Source organism: Paenibacillus sp. NPDC058898 (genome assembly GCF_049316025.1).
Classification (GTDB): domain Bacteria; phylum Bacillota; class Bacilli; order Paenibacillales; family Paenibacillaceae; genus Paenibacillus_AQ.
In genome coordinates this window covers 235510-258196 of sequence record NZ_JBMOSM010000004.1, presented here as the reverse complement: position 1 = coordinate 258196, position 22687 = coordinate 235510, and the positions used below count along the sequence as shown (strand labels likewise).

At 49.2% G+C, this 22687-nt stretch carries 23 protein-coding genes and 1 other RNA gene; all 24 read right to left on the bottom strand.

Features of this window, described 5'->3' with window-relative positions:
- Positions 1-83: 83 nt before the first annotated feature.
- An RNA gene (rnpB, locus tag ACOZB4_RS13110) (RNase P RNA component class A) lies at positions 84-490 on the bottom strand.
- A gap of 153 nt (positions 491-643) precedes the next feature.
- Positions 644-1759, bottom strand: a complete 1116-nt coding sequence (locus tag ACOZB4_RS13105; protein ID WP_379406562.1) for a Nif3-like dinuclear metal center hexameric protein — start codon at positions 1757-1759, stop codon at positions 644-646.
- Complete coding sequence (locus ACOZB4_RS13100; protein WP_379406563.1) at positions 1735-2493, bottom strand: tRNA (adenine(22)-N(1))-methyltransferase; 759 nt, start codon at positions 2491-2493, stop codon at positions 1735-1737. The genes ACOZB4_RS13105 and ACOZB4_RS13100 overlap by 25 nt, the downstream gene beginning before the upstream one ends.
- Positions 2494-2759: 266 nt before the next feature.
- Positions 2760-3890 carry an RNA polymerase sigma factor RpoD gene (gene rpoD, locus ACOZB4_RS13095; RefSeq protein WP_076321292.1) on the bottom strand — a complete coding sequence of 377 codons (1131 nt, stop codon included), beginning with the start codon at positions 3888-3890 and terminating at the stop codon, positions 2760-2762.
- Positions 3891-3932: 42 nt separating this feature from the next.
- Positions 3933-5750: a DNA primase gene (gene dnaG / locus ACOZB4_RS13090; RefSeq protein ID WP_379406564.1), complete on the bottom strand. Its 1818-nt coding sequence runs from the start codon at positions 5748-5750 to the stop codon at positions 3933-3935.
- A gap of 41 nt (positions 5751-5791) precedes the next feature.
- Entirely contained in the window at positions 5792-6271 is a 480-nt protein-coding gene (locus ACOZB4_RS13085; RefSeq protein ID WP_379406565.1) for a YaiI/YqxD family protein, read from the bottom strand.
- Positions 6272-6597: 326 nt separating this feature from the next.
- Positions 6598-8673, bottom strand: coding sequence for a glycine--tRNA ligase subunit beta (gene glyS / locus ACOZB4_RS13080; protein WP_379406566.1), 2076 nt, complete (start codon positions 8671-8673; stop codon positions 6598-6600).
- Positions 8666-9553, bottom strand: coding sequence for a glycine--tRNA ligase subunit alpha (gene glyQ, locus ACOZB4_RS13075; RefSeq protein ID WP_379406567.1), 888 nt, complete (start codon positions 9551-9553; stop codon positions 8666-8668). Before glyQ ends, glyS begins: the two co-directional genes overlap by 8 nt.
- A gap of 370 nt (positions 9554-9923) precedes the next feature.
- The gene (recO, locus tag ACOZB4_RS13070) at positions 9924-10679 is read right to left on the bottom strand and encodes a DNA repair protein RecO (RefSeq protein ID WP_379406568.1); all 756 of its coding nucleotides are present in this window, start codon (positions 10677-10679) and stop codon (positions 9924-9926) included.
- Between the two features lie 36 nt (positions 10680-10715).
- On the bottom strand, positions 10716-10856 hold the full coding sequence (locus ACOZB4_RS13065) for a YqzL family protein (RefSeq protein WP_076320595.1): 141 nt from the start codon (positions 10854-10856) through the stop codon (positions 10716-10718).
- Between the two features lie 134 nt (positions 10857-10990).
- Positions 10991-11893, bottom strand: coding sequence for a GTPase Era (gene era / locus ACOZB4_RS13060; protein ID WP_339271920.1), 903 nt, complete (start codon positions 11891-11893; stop codon positions 10991-10993).
- A gap of 73 nt (positions 11894-11966) precedes the next feature.
- Positions 11967-12374: a cytidine deaminase gene (cdd, locus tag ACOZB4_RS13055; RefSeq protein WP_076320593.1), complete on the bottom strand. Its 408-nt coding sequence runs from the start codon at positions 12372-12374 to the stop codon at positions 11967-11969.
- Between the two features lie 19 nt (positions 12375-12393).
- Entirely contained in the window at positions 12394-12777 is a 384-nt protein-coding gene (locus ACOZB4_RS13050) for a diacylglycerol kinase family protein (RefSeq protein WP_379406569.1), read from the bottom strand.
- Entirely contained in the window at positions 12777-13274 is a 498-nt protein-coding gene (gene ybeY / locus ACOZB4_RS13045; RefSeq protein WP_076320591.1) for an rRNA maturation RNase YbeY, read from the bottom strand. Before ybeY ends, ACOZB4_RS13050 begins: the two co-directional genes overlap by 1 nt.
- A 2-nt stretch (positions 13275-13276) precedes the next feature.
- On the bottom strand, positions 13277-15577 hold the full coding sequence (locus ACOZB4_RS13040) for an HD family phosphohydrolase (RefSeq protein WP_076320590.1): 2301 nt from the start codon (positions 15575-15577) through the stop codon (positions 13277-13279).
- Positions 15578-15591: 14 nt separating this feature from the next.
- The gene (locus ACOZB4_RS13035) at positions 15592-16563 is read right to left on the bottom strand and encodes a PhoH family protein (RefSeq protein WP_339271919.1); all 972 of its coding nucleotides are present in this window, start codon (positions 16561-16563) and stop codon (positions 15592-15594) included.
- A 6-nt stretch (positions 16564-16569) separates the two neighbouring features.
- On the bottom strand, positions 16570-17763 hold the full coding sequence (gene yqfD, locus ACOZB4_RS13030) for a sporulation protein YqfD (RefSeq protein WP_379406570.1): 1194 nt from the start codon (positions 17761-17763) through the stop codon (positions 16570-16572).
- Complete coding sequence (gene yqfC, locus ACOZB4_RS13025) at positions 17760-18053, bottom strand: sporulation protein YqfC (RefSeq protein WP_379406571.1); 294 nt, start codon at positions 18051-18053, stop codon at positions 17760-17762. Before yqfC ends, yqfD begins: the two co-directional genes overlap by 4 nt.
- Positions 18054-18193: 140 nt before the next feature.
- Positions 18194-18763 (bottom strand): hypothetical protein, encoded by a 570-nt coding sequence (locus ACOZB4_RS13020; protein ID WP_339271916.1) that lies wholly within the window; start codon positions 18761-18763, stop codon positions 18194-18196.
- A gap of 18 nt (positions 18764-18781) precedes the next feature.
- On the bottom strand, positions 18782-19789 hold the full coding sequence (gene floA, locus ACOZB4_RS13015; RefSeq protein ID WP_339271915.1) for a flotillin-like protein FloA: 1008 nt from the start codon (positions 19787-19789) through the stop codon (positions 18782-18784).
- A 94-nt stretch (positions 19790-19883) separates the two neighbouring features.
- Positions 19884-21188, bottom strand: coding sequence for an NfeD family protein (locus tag ACOZB4_RS13010; protein ID WP_339273448.1), 1305 nt, complete (start codon positions 21186-21188; stop codon positions 19884-19886).
- Between the two features lie 314 nt (positions 21189-21502).
- Positions 21503-21943 carry a GatB/YqeY domain-containing protein gene (locus ACOZB4_RS13005; RefSeq protein WP_053489149.1) on the bottom strand — a complete coding sequence of 147 codons (441 nt, stop codon included), beginning with the start codon at positions 21941-21943 and terminating at the stop codon, positions 21503-21505.
- 16 nt (positions 21944-21959) lie between these two features.
- Entirely contained in the window at positions 21960-22133 is a 174-nt protein-coding gene (gene rpsU, locus ACOZB4_RS13000) for a 30S ribosomal protein S21 (protein WP_005547957.1), read from the bottom strand.
- Between the two features lie 185 nt (positions 22134-22318).
- On the bottom strand, positions 22319-22678 hold the full coding sequence (locus ACOZB4_RS12995) for a histidine triad nucleotide-binding protein (protein ID WP_071222932.1): 360 nt from the start codon (positions 22676-22678) through the stop codon (positions 22319-22321).
- Between the last annotated feature and the right edge of the window lie 9 nt (positions 22679-22687).

Below are 22687 nucleotides of genomic sequence, written 5' to 3'. Positions count from 1 at the left end.
TTCCTTTACACACCTGATGAGGAATGTAAAGAAAATGCGCGTTTGTATCATTGCAATATCCATAAAGCAATATGTTGTTCAGTTGGGAAAGCTTTCCGTAAGCCGGGTTCTGTGCTCTTCGTGGTCATAGCGGGAACTACCCTGCCACCATGAGCGACAATCATCTATCTAGGCCGATCATTACTAATCGACTCAAGCGACCAACCCGGACGCGCCTCGGGCTAAGGCTGTCTCCTCGAAGGAGACTGCGTCCCATTAGGTCTTGCTCCAGGTGGGGTTTACCAGGAACGAAGTCACCAGCGTTCCTCGGGGTCTCTTACACCTCGGTTCCATCCTTGCCTGTGCCACCCTAAGGCGGCCATCGGCGGTCCATTTCTGTGGCACTATCCTTCAACTCGCGCTGACTGGACGTTATCCAGCACCCTGCCCTATGGAGCCCGGACTTTCCTCTCGCGGCTTTGACGCCGCCAGCGATTGTCTGTCAAACTTTCCGGACAACATTATATATTATACAGTGATTTGAAGCGGTACACAACCCATTAAACATTAACAGCAACTGATTAATTTCCCAGCTTGGACGACGTAATGTTCATGGTCACGTGTTAAAAAGAGAACCCTTTTCCATGCCTTACAATGCTGTTCTTTAAACGAACTGGAACGGCTCTGTATTGATGCGGGAAGCGACAACCCGGGTTTCGTACTTATGCTCCTGCAGTTTCTGCTCCATCCACTCGGCCACTTTGACCTTCATGATCTTCTCGGCATTATGACCCGGATCAATGATCGTAAGTCCCGCTGCAAGGGCATCCTGTGCTGTATGATAATCCACATCTCCCGTGACCAGCACATCAGCTCCTCGGAACAGTGCTTTCATCATGTAGCGTCCTCCGGAGCCCCCTATGACGGCCGCCTTGCGGATGGTTCGGTCGAGGTCACCTACGACACGAACATGAGGAACCTCCAGTTTCTCTTTTACCACGTCTACCAGCTCAGCCAACGTCTTAGGCTCCTTTAGCTTACCGACCCGGCCAAGACCAAGGGATCTACCCTTAAGATCCATCGCATACAGATCATAGGCAACCTCTTCATAAGGATGCGCCTTCAGCATGGCCTGGATCACTTTATTCCGGATGGCATGAGGAACAATCGTCTCGATCCGAACCTCATTTGCACGTTCCATCTTGCCTTCCTTACCTAGAAAAGGATTACTGCCTTCTCGCGGAACATAGGTGCCAAAGCCCTCGATGTTGAAGCTGCAGTGGCTGTAATTTCCGATCCAGCCTGCACCAGCGCCTAGCACAGCATCCAGCACCTCTTGATGATGGCTCTTCGGCACAAATACCACCAGCTTGGACAACTGTTCATTATGCATATCATGAATAGGCGACGTATTCTCAATTCCCAAGGCTTCCGCCATCCAATCGTTCATCCCGCCTTCGGTTACGTCCAGATTGGTATGACTTATATATACCGCAATGTCGTGTTTGATCAGCTTCTCGTATACCTTGCCCATTGGCGTATCCGTCTGCAATTGTTTCAGCGGACGGTATATAATTGCATGATGCGCGATAATCAGGTCAGCTCCAAGCTCGATGGCTTCATTCACCACTTCATCATTGACATCCAGTGCAATCAGCACCGTGCGAATGTCCTTTTGCAATGTTCCAAGCTGGAGTCCGATTCGGTCATCGGGTTCGGCCACGTGCTTCGGGGCCAATTGCTCCATGTATTGAATTACCGTTTGTCCTTTGGCAAGCATGCCAGCACCTCCTGAATAAACTCGATATCTGATCGTATCTCACTCGCCTTATCGGCTGCCGTGGTGAGATCTGAACGGGAAAGCGATTGAAGAATATACCCTAGCTTCTCCATCTCCGACTTCCATTTATCGTAGAACACCGGACTCGGGGACTTCGTCAGCCAAGGTCCCATACGGAAAAGCCAGTCCGTGGATAGCCGGACTCCGTCTCCAAACGTTCTTTCCGTGTAAACCTGCTCATTCGTCATGTCTGTTGTATGCGAAGGCTCGGCGATCAGCACTTCGTAAATTTTGCCGTCTTCCTCTAGGATCAATTCCTCGATCAGCACCCAGCCATGGGAGTACAGCCATTTGCGCAAGATATCTTCTCCTACATTTGGCTGCAGGACCAGCCTGCGGACGCCTTCCAGCTTATTGATGCCGCGGTCCAAAATCGCTGCAATTAAGCTACCGCCCATACCGGCAATCGTAATGACGTCGGCCTCACCGGCTGAGAGTACGTTCAAACCGTCTCCTCTTCGCACGCTGATGACATCCGTCATCCCTGATTCGATGACCTGCTTGACAGCAGCATCATAAGGGCCGGGATTAACTTCACCGGCGATCGCTTGAATTGCAGCTCCGCTCTCTACGGCAGCCACAGGCAGCAGGGCATGATCGGAACCGATATCTGCAAGTCGGCTGCCGCGTGGAATCTTCTCCAGTATTTGCGTTAATCTTCTTGATAATTTCACGGTTGACACACCTTACCATTCCATATTTTCGTCCAAATCACGATCTATTCCTTACCCTAACAGAGACGATACCAAACTGCAAACCGGCAAAGCCGGTGAAAATAAGTTGTGCCAGGTCATTTGCAATGGGTCTGAAAAAGAGCTAAAATAAAGACCAATAAAACAAATGCAGGAAGAAATTCCATAACCAAGAAACTTATACATGCGATGCATGAATTCGAAAAAAAGGACCTGCTGCCGTTACTGCAGAAGGTCCGTGGATTAAACTATTCGAGAAAATCCTTTAACCGCTTGCTGCGGCTTGGGTGACGAAGCTTACGGAGCGCTTTCGCTTCGATCTGCCGAATCCGTTCGCGTGTAACACCGAACACTTTACCGACCTCTTCCAGTGTTCTCGTGCGCCCATCATCGAGTCCGAAACGAAGACGAAGGACATTCTCCTCGCGCTCTGTCAGCGTATCCAGCACATCTTCGAGCTGTTCCTTTAGAAGCTCGTAAGCAGCCGCATCCGCAGGAGCGAGCGCTTCCTGATCCTCGATGAAATCGCCAAGATGGGAATCGTCTTCTTCACCGATTGGCGTTTCCAGCGAGACCGGCTCCTGGGCAATCTTCATAATCTCCCGAACTTTCTCAACACTGAGTTCCATCTCTGCAGCAATTTCCTCCGGCGAAGGCTCGCGTCCGAGCTCCTGCAGAAGCTGTCTGGATACACGAATCAGTTTGTTGATGGTCTCCACCATATGCACAGGAATTCGGATGGTACGGGCCTGGTCAGCAATAGCACGGGTGATCGCTTGGCGAATCCACCAGGTTGCATACGTACTGAATTTGAAACCCTTTTTGTAATCGAACTTCTCCACGGCTTTGATCAAACCCATGTTGCCCTCCTGAATCAAATCCAGGAACAGCATTCCTCGTCCGACATAACGCTTCGCGATACTTACAACAAGACGCAGATTGGCTTCGGCCAGACGGCGCTTGGCTTCCTCATCCCCCTGTTCAATCCGGTTGGCAAGTTCAATCTCATCATCAGCTGACAACAGCGGAACCCGTCCAATTTCCTTCAGGTACATCCGCACCGGATCGTTAATCTTAATCCCCGGAGGCAGTGAAAGATCGTCGTCAAACCCAAAATCCTCATTATCATGGGATTCAGAATCTCCCGATTGCCGGTGAGTACCCTCTTCATCATTCTCATTTACTACATCGATACCCAGGTCGGCCAGCTGCTCATAGAACTCTTCCATCTGCTCCGTGTCCTGATCAAATGGCGATAATTTCTCCATAATATCTTTATAGCTCAATACGGATCTCTTTTTACCCTGTTCAATCAACTGATCCTTGACTTGATCCAGCGTAAATTCCGTTTCTAGTTCAGTATGCTGATCATTCGCCATCATTCGACTCCCTCCTCCCTAGAAACAGCAATGTGCGGGGCTTCATTGTCTTTCTAGGGCGATAATCTCACTTGCAATTTGTGCGGCTCGCAAAAAATCACCTGAGCGCTCCGCTTTTATCATCTCTTCTTTTTTCTGGTCGATCTCTCTCTGCTGCGGAAATTTCAGCACCTCACGTATGCAATCATCGAGCACTTGAACATTCCACTCGGCTGGTGCTTCCATCATCATGATCGAGCTGACCGTCATTTCCAAACGATCGTCGTGGAGCGATGACATGAAACGGCTGATATCCGGAGATTTACCCTGTGCGTAAAAAGCATATAGATAAGCAGCAATTGCCGCATGATCTTCAATATTAAACGCTTCTCCCAGGCGATCGCCAACGTATCGCGCGGCTTCCGCATCCTGCAGCATCAGCGACAGCAGCCGCCGCTCTGCAGCATGGTAAGCAGGCAGAAGTACCGGGGCGGGCTGGCGCCCTTTTTTATGCCTACCATTATTCCACCTTTTTTCCTTATTATCCCCATCGCCCATCTTTTTTTGCATCGATTGCCGTAGCAGATTGCAATCCTGCTTAAGACTTTCGTAGGAAAGATGAAGCTCGGAGGACAATTCCCTCAAGTAAACTTCTCGTTCAGTTGAGGAATTCAGTACTGCGATAATGGGCAATGCCTCTTGGGCGTACGCAATCTTACCATCTTCTTCTAGCAGTATATGGTTTTTCTTCAGATATATAAGTTTAAATTTTGTTGTTGAAACAGCTGTTTCTACTACATGCCTGAAACGCTCGGCACCGAATTTGCGGATGTAATCATCGGGATCCATTCCTTCGTTCACCAAAGCGATTCGTACTCTGAGACCAACGCCTTCCAGCATTGGAATGACTTTTAACGCAGCAGCCATACCGGCTTTATCACCGTCATAGACAACAACAACTTCTTCAGCCACCGATTTCATGATTGCTACTTGGTTTTCCGTTAGAGAGGTCCCCATCGTTGCCACACCATTGTGAAGTCCTGCTTCCCATGACGAAATGACATCACCGTAACCTTCGAATAACAGAATTTGACGCAATTTGCGTATGGATGTCTTTGCCTGGTGCAGGTTGTACAATGTGCGGCTCTTATTAAATAGAAGTGTCTCCGGGGAATTCAGATACTTCGGTTGACCGTCCCCCAGTATTCTGCCAGCAAAAGCAATGACCTTGCCGCTGCGGTCATGTATGGGAAACATGATTCGTCCGCGAAAACGGTCGAGATAGCCTTCTTGTTCATTTCTTGCGGATAATAAACCGCCCTTTTCCATCTCTTTCAAGTCAAAGGCTCGCTTCGTCAGGAACTGAACGAGCGTGTCCCAACGATCTGGCGCATAACCGATTTGGAACTGGTCAATCATTTTGTCGCTCATTCCACGGGATCGTAAATACTTCATGGCTTCCGTACCATGCTCCGTATTCTTCAACAGAAAATGGTACAGCTTGGCGCTAAGCTCATAGGCTTCAATCAAACGTTCTTTTTCCGGATTACGAGGAATTACGGGAACTCCTTGACCTTCCGGCAACGAGATATCATTCTCTTCTGCCATTGTCTTTACGGCTTCGGGGAAAGAAAATCCTTCGATTTCCATTCTAAATTTAATGGCGTTTCCGCCCTTACCGCAGCCATAGCAGTAAAAGATTTGGCGTTCCGGTGTAACCGTAAAGGAAGGAGTCTTCTCTGAGTGAAATGGGCACAAGCCCTTCAGGTATTTCCCTTGTTTGGTAAGATGCACGTATTTGCTGACCGTGTCCACAATATCGCTTTTGGCCAGTACTTCCTCAATGACATCATCCGGAATATTACCTTGTCCGGTACTCATCCAAACCACCTTCATCTCTTTTGGCACGTAAATAGTATTCGCTACGGGTGGACATTCTCCTGCAATTCATGCAAAAGTTTTGTCAGTTTATGTTGAAAAAAACTCCGGTCTTCGTCAAGCAGTTTTTTGGGCCCTTTGCCATACTTTCCTTGCTTCCTCGCCTTCGCCTGATGGTGACGGGAATCCAGCATGAAATCGATATCCGCATTATGGAAAATACGACCACGAAAAGATATCACATGGCATGATTTGGCAAGCGCAAGTGCAGCCAGTCCACAATCCTGGGTCACCACGATATCCCCCCTGGATATGTGGTTAGCGATGTATAGATCCGCACTTTGATCACTCCGATCCACCTGGACCGTCGTAACCCCTTCTTCTGCCTGCTGCAGATGATCATAGGAAGAAACAAGCAGTACCGGCACACGAAATGTACGAGCAGTCTCTGCGATTTCCTTCTTGACTGGACATGCATCACCGTCAACCACGATCGAAATGGAGTTGCTTTCGTTCATTTGCATCACCGGCTTTTATCGTTAATCTTGGGATTCATCTTTATGCTGTATATTATTATATACGTCTTTGGCCGATTAAAATCCTGCTTATAAGAAAAACGTCTATCGACGTACTTTCACAGAAGACAGACCGCGTATAGCGGAAGTTTTTCTTGCGAGATAAGGATGGTAAACCTCTGAAGCTTATACTTTCTTATCTCATCAAATAAACAATGACCCTCACTTGCTTGATTCCGTCCGTTCATAGCGAAAGCGCCATCCCGTGCATAATCACGGGCTGTCGCTTTCACTGAACAATGCATTATAACATTAGTAAAATCATGCTGTCACTACTACCACACTAATTTTGTGAAATCGGCATAACGCTTCAAATCTCCATCAATACCGGAGAGCAGTGCGAGACGATTGGCCCGAACGGCTTCGTCCTCAGCCATGACCATAACGGAGTCGAAGAACCCGGTAATCGGTTCTTTGAGTCCACCCAGCAAGGACAATGAACGTTCACCGTCAGCAGCTTGCAGCGCGGCATGGTAATCTTCGCGGATCGCGCTCCAAGCTTCATAAAGCTTGCCTTCTTCCGTTTCCGTAAACAGTTCAGGATTGACCGCAGCCTTGCCGGCCTTGGCAGCCAAATTGCTGACCCTGTTGAAGGATTCCACCGTCGCCTTGAAGTCCTGGACATGATCCACAGCATTCATCAGCGCGTGACCGCGGGATACAACCGACACCACATGATCAAATCCAGCGGTAATCACGGCATCCACCACATCATAACGCTGATCTTCGGACAGCAGCTTCTTCACGCGAAGCCCGAAGAACTCTTTAAGGTCCTTACGGATTTCATCCGTCGAGCGCTTCAATACGCGAATGTTCTCATGAACCTCCAGAGCCACGCCGAAGACGTCCGATAACGTCACCGGGAATTTGTGCTCCAAGATGATCTGAACGATGCCCGCAGCCTGACGGCGAAGTGCGTAAGGATCCTGGGAGCCTGTCGGAATGATGCCGATGGAGAAGCATCCCACAATCGTATCGATTTTATCCGCGATACTTAGGATGGATCCCACCGAGGTAGAAGGCACTGCGTCACCGGCGAAGCGAGGCTGGTAATGCTCAAACACCGCTTTGGCGACCTGCTCCTTCTCACCGGCTTTTCTTGCATAATCCTCTCCCATAACCCCCTGCAGTTCAGGGAATTCATAAACCATCTGGCTCACCAGATCGAATTTGCAAATATCAGCTGCACGGCTCACAGAATCGGCTTCGTCAGCCGAAATGCTAAGCTTCGAGGACAACTGATCGGAAATCCGGCGGATTCTGCGGACTTTATCACCGATGGTCCCCAGCTCCTCATGGAAAACGATGCTCTCCAGCTTCGATAAGGCATCTTTGATCTGAAGCTTCTGATCTTCCTCATAGAAGAATTTGGCGTCCGACAAACGAGCCCGCAGCACCTTCTCATTCCCTCTTGCGATAACGTCAAGGGAACGGCTGTCTCCGCTGCGCACGGTTACGAAGAACGGAAGCAATTGTCCCTGCTTATCCAGTACAGGGAAATACCGCTGATGCTCACGCATTGAAGTAATTAATACTTCCTGCGGAATACGGAGAAATGAGGAGTCGAATGATCCATACAGCACAGTTGGAGTCTCAACCAGGAACAATACCTCTTCGAGCAAATCATCCTTGATGGCGATATTCCAATCCTTCTCTTTGGCCAATGCCTGAATCTGCGACACAATCATCTCTTGGCGTTCATTCACGTCTACGATGACATGCTGCTCGCGCAATACATCGCGGTAAGCGGATGCCTCAGGAATAACGGCTTCTCCACCAAGGAAACGGTGACCACGGGTCACGTTGCCCGCCTTCACGCCTGTAATTTCCAGATCAATCGTCTCACTGCCGAGCAAAACGACCATCCACTTAATCGGACGAACGAATTTAAATTCGTGCGCCCCCCAGCGCATATTTTTCGGAAATGTCATCGAAGTCAAAATGCCAAGAAGTCCTTCGGACAGGATCGACTTCGTATCCACGCCGACGCTGTTCTTCGTCACATAGATATACTCTACCCCGCCGAGCTCCTTAAACGTAAAACTCGCGGGATCTACGCCCTGGCTTTTTGCAAAGCCAAGCGCTGCCTTGCTCCACTGTCCGCTATCATCCAATGCGATCTTACGGGAAGGCCCTTTCACTTCTTCGCTGACGTCCTCTTGTTTGTCCGCAACGTTCTGTACCCATACCGCCAAACGCCGCGGCGTAGCATATGCCGTTACTTCGCCATGTCCGATTCTGGAAGCATCCAGCCATTTGACCAATTTGTCTTGAAGCTGTTCCATCGCGGCGCGCAGAAATCTCGCCGGGACTTCTTCCAGACCGATTTCAAACAATAAATCCTTAGTCATGGTCTGCGCCCCCTTTCTTAATCAGCGGGAAGCCCAGCTTCTCGCGCTCCTCCAAATATGTGGCTGCAACCTGACGAGCCAGGTTTCGCACGCGCATAATGTATCCCGTTCTCTCCGTTACACTGATCGCCCCTCTGGCATCCAGCAGGTTAAACGTGTGGGAGCATTTTAGAACATAATCGTACGCCGGGAATACTAAATTTTGGTTCATTGCTTTGTTCGCTTCTTCTTCATACATGTTAAACAGCGTAAACAGCATCTTCACGTCGGATACTTCAAAAGTGTACTTCGAATGCTCGAATTCCGGCTGATGGAATACGTCTCCATAGGTGATGCCGTCTACCCATTCCAGATCAAACACGTTCTCTTTATCCTGGATGTAGGAGGCAAGACGCTCCATACCATAGGTAATCTCTACAGCGACTGGGCTAGCGTCAATGCCGCCAACCTGCTGGAAGTACGTAAACTGCGTAATTTCCATACCATCCAGCCATACTTCCCAGCCAAGGCCCCATGCACCAAGCGTCGGCGCTTCCCAATTGTCCTCAACAAAACGGATGTCATGATCAAGCGGGTTGATGCCAAGACGCTTCAAGCTCTCCAAATACAGCTCTTGAATATTGTCCGGCGAAGGTTTCAAAATGACCTGAAATTGGTGATGCTGATACAGACGGTTCGGGTTCTCTCCATAGCGGCCGTCAGCAGGGCGACGGGAAGGCTCTACATAAGCCACATTCCAAGGCTCGGGTCCGATCGAACGCAAATATGTCATCGGGTTCATCGTACCGGCACCCTTTTCCGTGTCGTACGGCTGCACGATGATGCAATTCTGTTCTGCCCAAAATTGCTGCAGCGTCAAAATCATCTGCTGAAAATTCATGATTTTAGCTCCTTTACATTCTTTTTCTAATTCATTCCGTCATACGTATCCATTCTCTGTACAACAAAAAGCTCTCGCCCTACGCCTGTTGTACAGACATAGGGACGAGAGCTGTAGCTTCCCGCGGTTCCACCCTACTTGGCCCTGCTGCGTCGCCTACAGAATCTTGGTCTTCAGCGATCAACAAAACCCACTTTATCGTTTCATCATGCTCCCGGGTGCCCTGTTCATGAATATCTCCCACCAGGCTTCCACCGCCCCCGGCTCGCTATTTCTCGGATCGATCATTCACTACTTTCCCGTTCAATGCATGTCAGTATTCAAAAAACTAATAAACTGATAAATATAATACCTCATTCTATATCTTACGTCAAATATTGTACTTGTCCATTTGATCCAAAAAGTTTTGCGATTTCAGACGCAGCCCAAGCTGCATATCCATCAAGGCCCGCATGATTTTTTTGAGCTCGGCCTTCGTTTCGTCCTTTACATCCACATTGCCGAGCCGTCTTAAATCCAGCCGTCCAAACAGGCGGAGCAGCTTCAACGTTCTGGGCGAGATCGCCATCGCCGGCGGATCCAGATGTTTGCAGTAACGGCACAGGACGCCGCCAAGACGGGGGCTCACCAGCAAATCCTCGTCTTTTCTCGGCTGATTGCACGAGATGCACACATCCAGCTCCGGCCCGTACCCTGCGGCCTGCAGAATTTTCATCTCGTACAGATTGATGATAATTTGAGGATCCTTATCCTCCTGAAGAGCCTCCATACAAGCTTTGAGCTGATGAAACCAAAAAGCGCCCGTCTCCTCATCCTGCAGCACCCGATCCAAGAGCTCGCAAGCATAAGAAGCATAGGCGGCTTTCACAAGATCCTCCCTGAGCCCGTGATGAGACTCCATGATCTCACCGGCATTCAAGTTGCCGAGCCCCGTACCATTTCGGAAGAAAACATACTCTCCATAGGTAAATAGCTGTGTCAGAGCAGCATGTCGGCTTTTCACCTTTTTTGCTCCTCTGACCAGCACGCCTACCTTGCCCGATTCTTTGGTGCAAAGTGTAATGATTTTGTTCCCTTCACCGTAGTCCATGCTGCGGATGACAATCCCTTCCGCCCGATATAGCATGCGCTTTCCCCCAACCATTCCTGGAACAACCAATAATTACTCGTCTTCTTCATGCGGGGCCGCCTCATCTTCAACGGATGCAGCTGTAAGAACCGACTCACCCTCGGTTTGCTTATACAGCAAATACGCATCGACATCTCCAGTCATCGCAAAATACTTCCACGAAAAATCTCGCATTCGTATTCATCCTCTCTTCGGAAATGACGTTTCGCATCTACGAAAATTAGGATGTGCGCCTAGAGCAGATTTATGAAATGCAATTGTTGGCAGGCGGCGCCGTGTATGATTTGGCTCCGATTTGCACTACGGCTTTATTCCCCGCGGTGAAATCCGAGATCGCGAAGAACGCGTTCTTGGTTGCGCCAATCTTTTTTAACCTTCACCCAGAGTTCCAAGAAAATCTTGGACCCGAGCAGCCTTTGAATATCCTGACGAGCTTGTCTGCCAACTTCTTTTAACAGAGCACCCTGCTTGCCGATAATGATGCCCTTTTGGGAGTCACGTTCTACAAAAATCACGGCTGAAATATATACGGTTCCGTTCTCCTCCACCCGCATATCCTCGATGGTAACCGCAATGGAATGAGGAATTTCCTCTCTTGTCATATGCAAAATTTTCTCGCGAATCAGCTCTGCGCACACGAACTGCTCCGGATGATCCGTCACCTGGTCTTCAGGATAATACTGCGGGCCAGAAGGCAAATACTTCTGTATCTGTTCAAGTAGCGTGTCGACATTATTGCCGAGCTTCGCGGAAATCGGGACGATCTCAGCAAAATCATGCAGCTTCCGATATTGCTCAATCAGAGGCAACAGAGCGGGCGGCTCAATCTTGTCGATTTTGTTCATGACCAGGATGATCGGAGTCTTGATCTTCTGCAGCTGCTCGGCGATATAACGGTCTCCCCCGCCGATTCCCTCGGAAGCGTCTACCAGAAACAAGGCGGCTTCAACTTCGCCCAGCGTGCTCAAAGCGGTCTGATTCATGTAATCCCCGAGCTTGGATTGACGTTTATGAATGCCCGGCGTATCCAGAAACACCACTTGGGAATCGTTGGTCGTATAAACGCCATGAATTTTATTCCGTGTTGTTTGCGGTTTGTCCGACATGATGGCAATCTTCTGACCGATCACCTGGTTCATCAGCGTTGATTTCCCTACGTTTGGTCTTCCGATTATAGCCACAAACCCGGACTTAAATTGTTTTTTTTGCATACCATTCCTCCGCTACTGTTCCTGTATCTACATGTTGGGGTAAACCTTGATATGTTCCTGTTCATTTGCAAACTTACTGCTTGTTTAAATCCCAAGGACCAAACGCTCCCGGCAGCAGTTCACTGACGGTCGTCTCCTTGATGTCACCCTTCATATTTCCCATGATCACCTTCATATCCGGCTTGCACAGCTCCACCAGCACTTGCCGGCATACCCCGCAAGGCGTGCACGGGCCTTCCGTATCGGCAACGATGGCAATGGCCTGGAAGCTTCCTGCTTCATGACCATCGGCAATCGCACGGAACAATGCTGTACGCTCAGCGCAATTGGTAGGGCCATATGCGGCATTCTCTACATTACAGCCAAGATGTACCTCTCCGTGCGAATCAAGCAGGGCTGCCCCCACCCCAAATGCCGAATAGGGTATGTACGCCCGCGTACGTGCTTTAATCGCTTCCTGCATTAATAATCCTGCATCCATATCCAGTTCCTCCTATTGTTCAACTTGTCATTGATTGTATCCATTCCCATAGCGGTTCATAGAAGACCAGAATGCCGATTACGACGGCAAACACCGCTGCAACTAACGCTGCACCGGCTGCTGTATCCTTAGCCACCCGAGCTAAAATATGTTCTTCTGGCGAGATCAGATCGATAATGGCCTCTACTGCAGTATTCACCAGCTCCGCGATAAATACGAGGGCAATCGCCAATAACAAAAACAACCAGCTCATTCGATCCAATTGCAGCAAAGCTGCTGCGATGAATACAATCAAGGCAGCAGCAATGTGGATTTTCATATTGCGTTCCGTTTGTACAGCCGTCAAGATGCCGCGTATCGCGCACCCAAATGCCCTGTATAACGATTGTCTGTGCGGCTTCACTATCTTGTCAATCCTACTTCTGCAAGTACAGCCTCCTGCTTGCCCATCATTTCCGCTTCGCTCGCCTCATCCTGATGATCATATCCGAGCAAATGCAGAAATCCATGAACGAACAGAAAACCAAGCTCCCGTTCCAAGGAATGACCATATTCTTCGCTTTGCAGCTTCGCCCGAGGGACCGAGATAATGATATCACCCAGAACATCCGGCACGCTCTCCAGATCTTCTCCCTCTTCGATCTCATAAATGATCTCGAGCTCATCGTTCGTAATCTCATTCATTGCAAAGGAGAGAACGTCGGTCGGACGATCGATTCCACGATACTCCCGATTCAATTCATGGATCTGCTCATCATCGACAAAGGTCAGATCCACCTCTCCATCCGTTACGCCTTCAGCCTCTCCGGCCTTCTGAAGAATCACTTCAAGCAGGGCGATCAATTCCTCGCTAATCTGAAAATCCTCTTGTTCATTATTCCATGCCAGCTGCAGGCTCATTCTTATACGCTCCTTCTCTGTTCCTCACTCGTTGCGGATGTCTCGGAAGCAGTCGAGATATCGCCATTTGGTGCGGACGGCTTGGGACGCTTCACATCTTCCGGATATTCGATCCGGGAATGGAAAATCCCCATCACCGTTTCCTTTAATGTCTTGGCGATAATATCCAGTTCCTTCATCGTTAAATCACAATCATTAAACTGATGGTCATCCAGACGACCTTTGATAATCTTCTCGATCATCGATTCAACCTGTTCCACCGTCGGTTTACGCAATGAACGGACAGCCGCTTCCACGCTGTCGGCTATGCCGACAATCGCAGACTCCTTGGATTGAGCCTTCGGTCCTGGATAACGGAAATCATCTTCGGTGAAATCCGGTTCGATGCCCTGCTCTTCAGCCTGACGAACCGCTTTATGATAAAAATAGTGTAAAAACGTTGTGCCATGGTGCTGCTCTGCGATATCCCGTATCGGTTTAGGCAGCTTGTACTCCTTGAGCATTTCTACGCCATCCCTTGCGTGAGCAACGATAATGGATTTGCTCAACTTCGGTTCAATGGAATCATGCGGGTTCTCCATATTGTTCTGGTTCTCGATGAAATAGATCGGACGCTTCGTTTTTCCGATATCATGATAATAGGAACCGACGCGGCACAGCAGTCCGTTGGCGCCAATCGCTTCCGCCGCAGCTTCGGACAAATTTCCGACCATGACACTGTGATGATAAGTGCCCGGCGTCTCCGTCAACAGTTTGCGGAGCAGCGGATGGTTCGGGTTCGATAATTCCACCAGCTTCAGCGCCGACAGAATACCGAAGGTTACTTCGAAGAACGGCATTAACCCGATAACCAGGATGGCCGTTAACAAGCCGCCCGCGATGGCAAAACCGATCGAATACAGCGTTTCGCTCGTAGTCCATGTATCGTTATTGAGCAGCAGCATGATAAACACGATCAATGAGCCGAAGAGAGAAGCCATAATACCGCCCTTCAGCATCGTCGACCGCTGGCTCGCGCGGTGAATCGAGAAGATCGCCACGCAAGAAGTCACGGCTGCGAATAACCCGAACTTGAAGTCAAACAATTCGCCTTGGACGTTCAATATAACACTTGCCATGATGCTGAAAATGATAACGCTGAAATAGGCCAGCGAGGTTTCCAACAGCAGGGTAATCAGAATCGCGCCAATCGCGACAGGTGCAAGATATCCCACATACATCTGGGAATCGCTTTGCAGAAATGCGGTCAAATGCATGGGGATCAGCGTGATCACATACACCAGGACCAGCATTAGCAGCTGCGAGTTGTTATATTTGAATTTACCGGGTTCCGACTGCCGAATGAAATTGAGTATGCCAAGAGACAGCAAGACGGACAGAAGCAGAACGCCCAGCTCCGGCCAGTAATTGATATCGTCCTTCAGCAGGCCATTTTTACCAAGCAGCTCGTAAAGCTCCGGTGTGATCATCTGGCCCTTCGCTACGAGGATATCCCCTTGTTTGATAAATACGGGCGGGGTATTCTCTCTGGCCTCAACCTTCGCATTCTTCGTGGCAACCTCATCATAGAACTTGTTGGCCGTAATCGTTAAACTCGCCAATTCCTGAACGACTTCCCTGGCGGTCCGATCATTCAACGAGCTTGTGTTCACTCTCTCCGCCACGCGGGTACGAGCCGTATCGGCATCCACGATTTCGTTCAGCATCAGCCTGGATACAATCTCGCGAGCTACAGGCTTCATCTGAATAATATCTTCCGAATTCAACCTCGGTATCTTAATGAACGTTTCCTCAGGGATCCGATAGGTTTGTTCTTCGATAACCCGCTGCATTTCCTGAAGCAGCTCTTTGGAATAAGCTTCATTCGTGCTGTTGGCCGACACGAAGTTTTGCACGAATTCTCGGGCCATCCTCGGAATTTCTCTGCGATAAACTTCCACCTTTTCCGCAGAGCTTATATCCACGTCCTGATTCACACGTTCAATGCGATCAAGGATTTGCGTAACCAGAACGTCATTCCGCAGAGGAACGAGAGGGTAAATCGGCTGAACGTTCTCCGCCGCCGCCTCCTGTGCCTTCAGCGTTGCCTTGCTATCCTCAATTTGCACGGGCGCCACGATATTTTTTTCGCTTTTCGTATTGACCTGTATGTCATACCGCTCCGGCAAAAGCTTGGATGCTAGACTGATATAAAAGAGTAATGCAAGCAGCAAAAACAGAATATAGCGTGTTGCCACGCTATATTTCCATCCGCTGTTTTTACCCCATATGGACTTGTCCGTCGATGGTTCTTTGGAGGCCATTGCGACAATCCCCTTTAATCTTGGTTTTCTGCTGCTTTATCATAAGCGACGATGATTTTTTGTACTAAAGAGTGACGTACGACATCCTGTTCGGCAAAATAGACGAATCCGACTTCCTCAATTTCGCTTAATATCCTTTTAGCTTCGATAAGTCCTGATTTCTTGCCCCGCGGCAGGTCAATCTGGGTTACATCCCCTGTTATGACCATCTTCGAGCCGAATCCAAGCCGTGTCAGAAACATCTTCATCTGTTCCGGTGTGGTATTCTGTGCTTCATCCAAAATAATAAATGAATCATCCAGCGTCCGCCCGCGCATATAAGCAAGCGGCGCGATTTCAATCAACCCACGCTCTAGTGCCTTGGCCGTTTGATCCGGGCCCATGACATCGTATAGGGCATCGTACAACGGTCTGAGATAAGGGTCAACCTTCTCCTGCAGATCTCCCGGCAAGAAGCCCAGGCTCTCTCCAGCCTCGACTGCCGGCCTTGTCAGAATGATCCGTTTGACGGATCCTTCCTTCAGTGCGGCAACTGCCAGAACAACGGCCAAGTAGGTTTTCCCTGTTCCGGCAGGACCGATACCGAATACAATATCCCGTTTCTTGATGGTGGTCACATAGTGCTTTTGACCGATGGTTTTCACACGAATAGGCCTACCCTTGAAGGTTGTTGTGATTTCGCCCTTGTACAGATCCAGCAATTGATCCGCTCTCAGATCCTTGGCAAGTTCTACTGCATAAAGAATATCACGCTCGGTCAAAATGTAGCCGTTGCGCACAAGCTGGAGCAGCACTTCAAACAACTGCTGAAGACTCTCCACATTTCGATGTTGTCCCCGAATGGTGATGACCGCTTCCCGTGAATCAATCGTCGCAGGAATTTCTTTTTCGATTAATTTAAGAAATGTATCTTGTGGTCCGAATAAGGACAGACCTTCTGACGCGCTTTGAAGTAAAATCTGAATGCTGGTCGTTTGCTGTGACAAATAGCCTCATTCTCCTTGATCATATACTATGGGAAGTTCTTTCGCGATGGTCTCTTCCACCTCAAAAAGCACTTTCATATAAACTTTACCATTCTCTTTCTTATCATGCAAAATTTTTTGGCTCACGAATTTGGAATCCGCCCCATATTTCGCCAAAATATCCCGGCGTGCCCCCTCGATTCCTTCTTTCTTGGCTTCATCCTCGCTTATGGTCCGCTGGACCTCGGTAACCTCCATGATCTTTTCCGTCATCCAGCCGAGCGGCAGCACGCGCGTCCTCCAAGTAAGCGGATCATAGAAAGTCAAGGTCTCCTGCTGCGAAAACGGAATATCCCCGTAGCCCCACAACTGGACGGCCCGATCGCCAAATACGATATAGGAGCGCTTCTTCCCTTCCCCCGTATAAACTTTATGAGTCTTCACCAATGGAATCTCGATATCGTATTCATGCCATACAAGGCCTTTCACTTCCCCATTGGCTACAATTCGTTCCGAGTTTTCTTCATCGCCAAGGACACCGGAGATCAGAACGTCGCCCTTCTTTACCCGGCTGTTAATCCCTACTTTAGGAACCCCCTTCTCGGCGTAAATATGGGTGATGACAGCGTCCTGCGTACTGATCAGATGCCTTGGGCTCTGAAGCGGCGGTTTCTCCGGTACAGCCGCCTCTACGATCTGTATGCGTATGCGCGTCCCGTTGCGTTCCACCCCTACCCATGAAGTTCCCGGGAGGCGGGCCGTCATATTCCCGGACAGCTTGTCCAGCGATTGCAGCTTGAATATCCATTGAAACGGGTAGATCCCTTCCAACTTGGCCGCATCTAGCACATCTTCTGAAGCGATGGTTTCATTCCCCTCTACTTCCACGTTCCACACCATCGAGGAAAGCGTCAGCAGGATCATAAAAAACGCAACAACGCCGATAACAAACGCTTTGCGTTTCAGCAGGCGGCGAGCTTTGAAGGGGGATCCGTAGCGCCCCTTAATGCGCGTACGGCAGCCTGTCCGTTTTAACAGCGGACGGAGCCCTCTGAAATCCTTCAGCAGCAGCTTAAGCTCTGCTGAGTGAGCCCCTGTCGGTGTTACATCCCAAACCGGAATCCCCGCCTCCGCCAATGAATTGATGAATGCTTCCACATACTCACCGCGAACAGCGAGCTTCAAATATCCTCGAAGATGGATCATCGTCGGAATCTTCACGGTTTCTCCCCCATTCCTATGTATTGAATATGATGAATGGTGCCAATGATGGTCACTTCATGACTTTGAATAGCCTGAATCGCAAGTCCGGTTCCCGAAATCTCCAAAGAACCTTGCGTTAAAGACAACACAAGTCGCTCCTCGGAAAAACGCCGGACTCCGCGATGATTTTCGATATGCAGCTCTTTATTGCCAATCAGGGTCAACCGCGGCAAATCAAATAACAGGTCCTGTGGCAAATCAAGCATTTCTTGGGTCCATTTCTGCAGCTTGCGGCTGATGCGGGACATATGGAGACTTTCCCCCTTCCTGTACTGTACACCTTATGCCCCATGAAGATGTTTTATGAGATGAAAAGCAAAAAGACCGCCCCGTCAAAAAATCTGACGAGGCGGTCTCCCGCTTCTATGAATCTATTAACTGATCCAATTTAACGCCGAGGATTCATGGGGCGCTTGGCACGCGGAGTTCCGAGAATTTCGGCCCAAACAATGCCATTTCGAGCTTGTTCTGCAAGAAACGATCCACTACCCCTAGACTGTTCAGGATCTTCGTCTTTGCTTTCGACAACCGTTTCAGGTAATGCGATGGTCATCTGGTTCAAATTGGAGTGAATTCGGTTCAAATCCCTCTCCATCATCTCGAGTCTATGATCTATGCTATCAGGGTGAGTCTTCATCTCTTCCTCACGTCTGGCTCGATCAATCTCTCGATGTTCAAGAGAGTATCCGTTTCCGGTATCCGTCTCTTCTTCATCCATCCGCTCGATCCGGGTGCTTTCCTGAACAGGTGCCGGACGGGAGACTTGTGGAGTCGTCTGTACCCGTCTTGCTTCAGGCCGCTGCTGCCCCGGTCTTGCAGGACGGTCCCCTTCGCCGCCAAAGGACGGCATACGGGGGTTTTTCCCCTCCTCAGGGTTCTTGCCGCGTCTTCCGAGGGCGGAGATAATGAAGAAGCCTATAACAGCTACAATGTAAATATTATCGAATAACCAGCTCACTATAGGCTCACCTCATCGTTACTTGGTTTTGTTGTCACCAGGATTGTCATTATTCTCACCCATCTTACCGAAGGAACCCCTCATTTGGGTGTCGGCTTCGATATTCTTCAGGTTCATATAATCCATCACGCCCAGTTGGCCGCTGCGAAGCGCTTCAGCCATAGCCAGCGGAACTTGGGATTCCGATTCCACAACGCGTGCTCTCATCTCTACGACGCGAGCCTTCATCTCTTGCTCTTGGGCTACCGCCATCGCGCGGCGTTCTTCCGCCTTCGCTTGGGCAATACGCTTGTCGGCTTCCGCCTGTTCGGTCTGCAAGTACGCGCCGATGTTTTTGCCTACATCCACATCCGCGATATCGATCGACAGGATTTCAAATGCTGTTCCTGCATCTAGCCCCTTGGACAGGACCGTTCTTGAGATCAGATCCGGATTTTCAAGGACATCTTTATGCGAATTACTGGAACCCACTGTTGTTACGATACCTTCACCAACACGAGCAATAATTGTCTCTTCGCCAGCGCCCCCGACCAAACGGTCAATGTTGGCACGTACGGTTACACGGGCTTTAACTTTGACTTCAATACCGTCTTTGGCTACTGCTGCTACAACCGGCGTTTCGATAACGCGAGGGTTAACACTCATTTGCACCGCCTGCAGAACATCGCGTCCGGCAAGGTCAATCGCCGCAGCTCTTTCAAACTCGAGCGGAATATTTGCACGTTGGGCTGCAATCAAGGCGTTGACCACCCGGTCTACGTTACCGCCTGCGAGATAGTGACTCTCCAACTGATTGATGTTAAGGCCAAGTCCTGCCTTGGTTGCCTTAATGAGCGGATTCACAATCCGGCTCGGGGTTACGCGCCGCAGGCGCATGGCCACCAATGTAATAATCCCGATGCGCACGCCGGAAGCGAGCGCCGAAATCCAAAGCATTAACGGGAAGAAACTGAAAAACACGCTAAGCACGATAATCGCGACAACACCGATTAGAAGAATCGGTACCAATGAACCATCCAATTCCATATTCGTTTACCCTCCATTATTGAATATTGGCTTCATAAACTTAGAACTTTTAAAACACTAGCCCTTTTAATACTACACAATTACGCGGCGAGGTTCACCCTTTTTCTTCCTCTACCACAATTCTGGTGCCGTCCGTCTTGATGACGCGGACCGGGCGGCCGGAATCGATGAATCCTCCAAGGGTAACCACATCAAGTCGTCGTCCCTCCAGCTCCATCGTTCCAGCCGGCCGAAGCGGCGTAATCGAAGTTCCGACCAGACCGATAAGTACATCCCGGTCTTCATTCGGAATATACCCCTGCTCTTTGGATAAGCTGTCATTGAGTATGAACTTCCGCCATATTCCCCGTTCCTTAAATACGAGAGCAACCACGATGATAGCCACCAAAGCACATGCCGCTGCAATACCTAGGGACAGGGCAACATGTGACGTACTGTAGGCCGCCATTACGACGCCAGCAATCAAGCTGGCTGATCCAATGATGCCCAGTATCCCGAAGCTTGGTACAAACAGCTCCATCGCCAGCATCACGATACCGATCACAAACAGCAGCCAGGTCTCCCAACCGGCAAATCCAGCGACCTGATTACCAAAGAAATACAGTACGAATGCAACCACACCAAGAATTCCCGGCACGCCAAAGCCCGGAACAATAACTTCGATAATAACACCTGCGATACCAATGAAGAGAAGCAGCGTCATCACGCCAGGGTGCGTAAGAAAAGTAGCCAGCTTCTCTGAGAAGGTCGGCTCCATCCGAAACACATCCTCCGTGGAATAATCCATCCACGCAATGACTTCCTCTGTGCTGGTTGCAATCGTATCCGCATAACCTGTCTTGAGCGCTTCATCATGCGTCAACGATATAATCTCGCCTGGCTGCTTGGTCAAACCAATTTCAGGTATGTCTACCTTTAGATTGAGATCAGCCATTCCCTTGGCAATCTCCGGATTTCGACCTGAAGCTTCTGCAGCACTTGCCATGCTCGTTTTCCACCAGGAAACCATCTTGGCATCCTCAATCGGATTTCCTCTGGCATCCACCATATAAGCCGCGCCAATCATACTCCCCTTAGACATGGCAATCTTGTCTGCATTAAGCGCGATGTAACTGCCTGCCGATGCGGCGTCACCCGTAATGTAAGCCACAATCGGAATATCGCTGTCCTTCATCAAGGATGCAATTTTACCGGCTTGGTCCACCAGGCCTCCCGGCGTATCGATTTCCAGGACGATTAATCCTGCCCCCATCTTCTCGGCTTCCTTAAATCCACGCTCCATAAAGCTAGTTAGACCACGCTCAATTTGCTGCTTGACCGGAATAACATACACCGACCCGATGTTCGCAGCCACCGCGGATTTAAGCGGACCTACATACATTCCGATGGATATCAGCATCATAACAACAGCTGCCGTGAATGTCAGTAATTTGCGGATCGAAAACGGTTTGCTCAATCTGTTCCCCTCCTTTTCGACGTATTAAGCCATCTGAACCATTACTTCGACAAATAGGGTTCAGCGGCCTGCCTGTTGCATAAGCATATGTATCTACTTGCACTCATATGGTAGTTATTACGAATCAGAAACGATTTCGTTTCAAAAAGTATTCCCATTCTTAAAAAACCATCGCGAAGAGGCGGTCCTCGAAAGCATACCCACAAAAAAAAGAAAAAACACCCCTTGAGAAAACAAGGGGTGTTTCACTTATGTTGTTACAGAAATTGTTGAACAACTTGATTGACAAGCTTCCCATCTGCACGCCCTTTAACTTTCGGCATGAGAGCGCTCATTACTTTACCCATCTCGGCTTTTGAAGAAGCACCGGTTTCCTGGATGGTCTGCTGTACAATGACTTTAATTTCTTCTTCAGTAAGCTGTTCCGGGAGGTAGGCGCTAAGGAGCTCAATTTCTGCTTTTGCATCGGCGGCAAGATCGTCGCGTCCCGCTTTTTCAAATTCTTGGAGGGCATCTTTGCGCTGTTTGATTTCACGACTAAAAATATCAAGCACTTCGTTGTCATCCAAACTTCGTTTCAAATCTATTTCAAGATTTTTTATCGTCGAACGAACCATTCGAATCGTTGAGAGTTTGAACTTGTCCTTACTCCTCATCGCTTGCTTCATATCTTCGTTCAATCGTTCGCTAAGATTCATGCTAGTTCAGATCCTCCTAAAACTTTCTCTTACGAGCAGCCTCGGACTTTTTCTTGCGCTTTACGCTTGGCTTTTCATAATGCTTGCGTTTCTTCACTTCAGCCAATACGCCATCTTTAGCAATGGAACGCTTGAAGCGACGAAGTGCAGCATCAATTGTCTCGTTTTTGCGAACTTTAGTTTCAGACACCAGTTTTCCCTCCCTCCGACCAGACCGTCCAAGAGCATTAACACGGTTCATCAAACTTCATTATAGGGCAAACGGAAATAGGGTGTCAACCTTAGACATCTATTTTACGATAGTGGCAAGAATTAGAACAACCCCGCTGCGTCACTCCCGCTGCGAGGCTGATCTATTTCTTCAATGGCCTGATGTTATGTATGAGCGGGTGAAATGCCTGTTAAAGCGCCCAAACGGCGACCGCCCATCAGATGATAGTGCACATGAAACACCGATTGTTCCCCATCGGGTCCGCAGTTGTTAATTAATCGATAACCGCTCTCCGCAATACCCAGCTTCGCCGCTGCTTCTTTAGCTGCTTTGTGCATCTCGCCAATCAGCAGCAAATCTTCATCCTGAATATCATTCATGGATGCGATATGCTTCTTGGGAATGATCAGGACATGAACCGGTGCCTCCGGGTTAATGTTTTGAAAAACAAGCACCTTATCATTCTCGAGTACCTTCGTGGAAGGAAGCTCACCCTCTACGATTTTACAAAAAAGACAATCCATTACGGTTAC

What these genes read in the sequence shown, in the direction of transcription:
- ACOZB4_RS13105 (WP_379406562.1), bottom strand. Translation starts at nt 1,759, where the DNA reads ATGCTTGCCAAAGGACAAACGGTAATTCAATACATGGAGCAATTGGCC.
- rpoD (WP_076321292.1), bottom strand. Translation starts at nt 3,890, where the DNA reads ATGGCGAATGATCAGCATACTGAACTAGAAACGGAATTTACGCTGGAT.
- dnaG (WP_379406564.1), bottom strand. Translation starts at nt 5,750, where the DNA reads ATGAGTACCGGACAAGGTAATATTCCGGATGATGTCATTGAGGAAGTA.
- ACOZB4_RS13085 (WP_379406565.1), bottom strand. Translation starts at nt 6,271, where the DNA reads ATGCAAATGAACGAAAGCAACTCCATTTCGATCGTGGTTGACGGTGAT.
- glyS (WP_379406566.1), bottom strand. Translation starts at nt 8,673, where the DNA reads ATGACTAAGGATTTATTGTTTGAAATCGGTCTGGAAGAAGTCCCGGCG.
- glyQ (WP_379406567.1), bottom strand. Translation starts at nt 9,553, where the DNA reads ATGAATTTTCAGCAGATGATTTTGACGCTGCAGCAATTTTGGGCAGAA.
- recO (WP_379406568.1), bottom strand. Translation starts at nt 10,679, where the DNA reads ATGCTATATCGGGCGGAAGGGATTGTCATCCGCAGCATGGACTACGGT.
- ACOZB4_RS13065 (WP_076320595.1), bottom strand. Translation starts at nt 10,856, where the DNA reads ATGCGAGATTTTTCGTGGAAGTATTTTGCGATGACTGGAGATGTCGAT.
- era (WP_339271920.1), bottom strand. Translation starts at nt 11,893, where the DNA reads ATGCAAAAAAAACAATTTAAGTCCGGGTTTGTGGCTATAATCGGAAGA.
- cdd (WP_076320593.1), bottom strand. Translation starts at nt 12,374, where the DNA reads ATGGATGCAGGATTATTAATGCAGGAAGCGATTAAAGCACGTACGCGG.
- ybeY (WP_076320591.1), bottom strand. Translation starts at nt 13,274, where the DNA reads ATGAGCCTGCAGCTGGCATGGAATAATGAACAAGAGGATTTTCAGATT.
- ACOZB4_RS13040 (WP_076320590.1), bottom strand. Translation starts at nt 15,577, where the DNA reads ATGGCCTCCAAAGAACCATCGACGGACAAGTCCATATGGGGTAAAAAC.
- yqfC (WP_379406571.1), bottom strand. Translation starts at nt 18,053, where the DNA reads ATGTCCCGCATCAGCCGCAAGCTGCAGAAATGGACCCAAGAAATGCTT.
- floA (WP_339271915.1), bottom strand. Translation starts at nt 19,789, where the DNA reads ATGGAATTGGATGGTTCATTGGTACCGATTCTTCTAATCGGTGTTGTC.
- ACOZB4_RS13010 (WP_339273448.1), bottom strand. Translation starts at nt 21,188, where the DNA reads ATGCTGATATCCATCGGAATGTATGTAGGTCCGCTTAAATCCGCGGTG.
- ACOZB4_RS13005 (WP_053489149.1), bottom strand. Translation starts at nt 21,943, where the DNA reads ATGAATCTTAGCGAACGATTGAACGAAGATATGAAGCAAGCGATGAGG.
- ACOZB4_RS12995 (WP_071222932.1), bottom strand. Translation starts at nt 22,678, where the DNA reads ATGGATTGTCTTTTTTGTAAAATCGTAGAGGGTGAGCTTCCTTCCACG.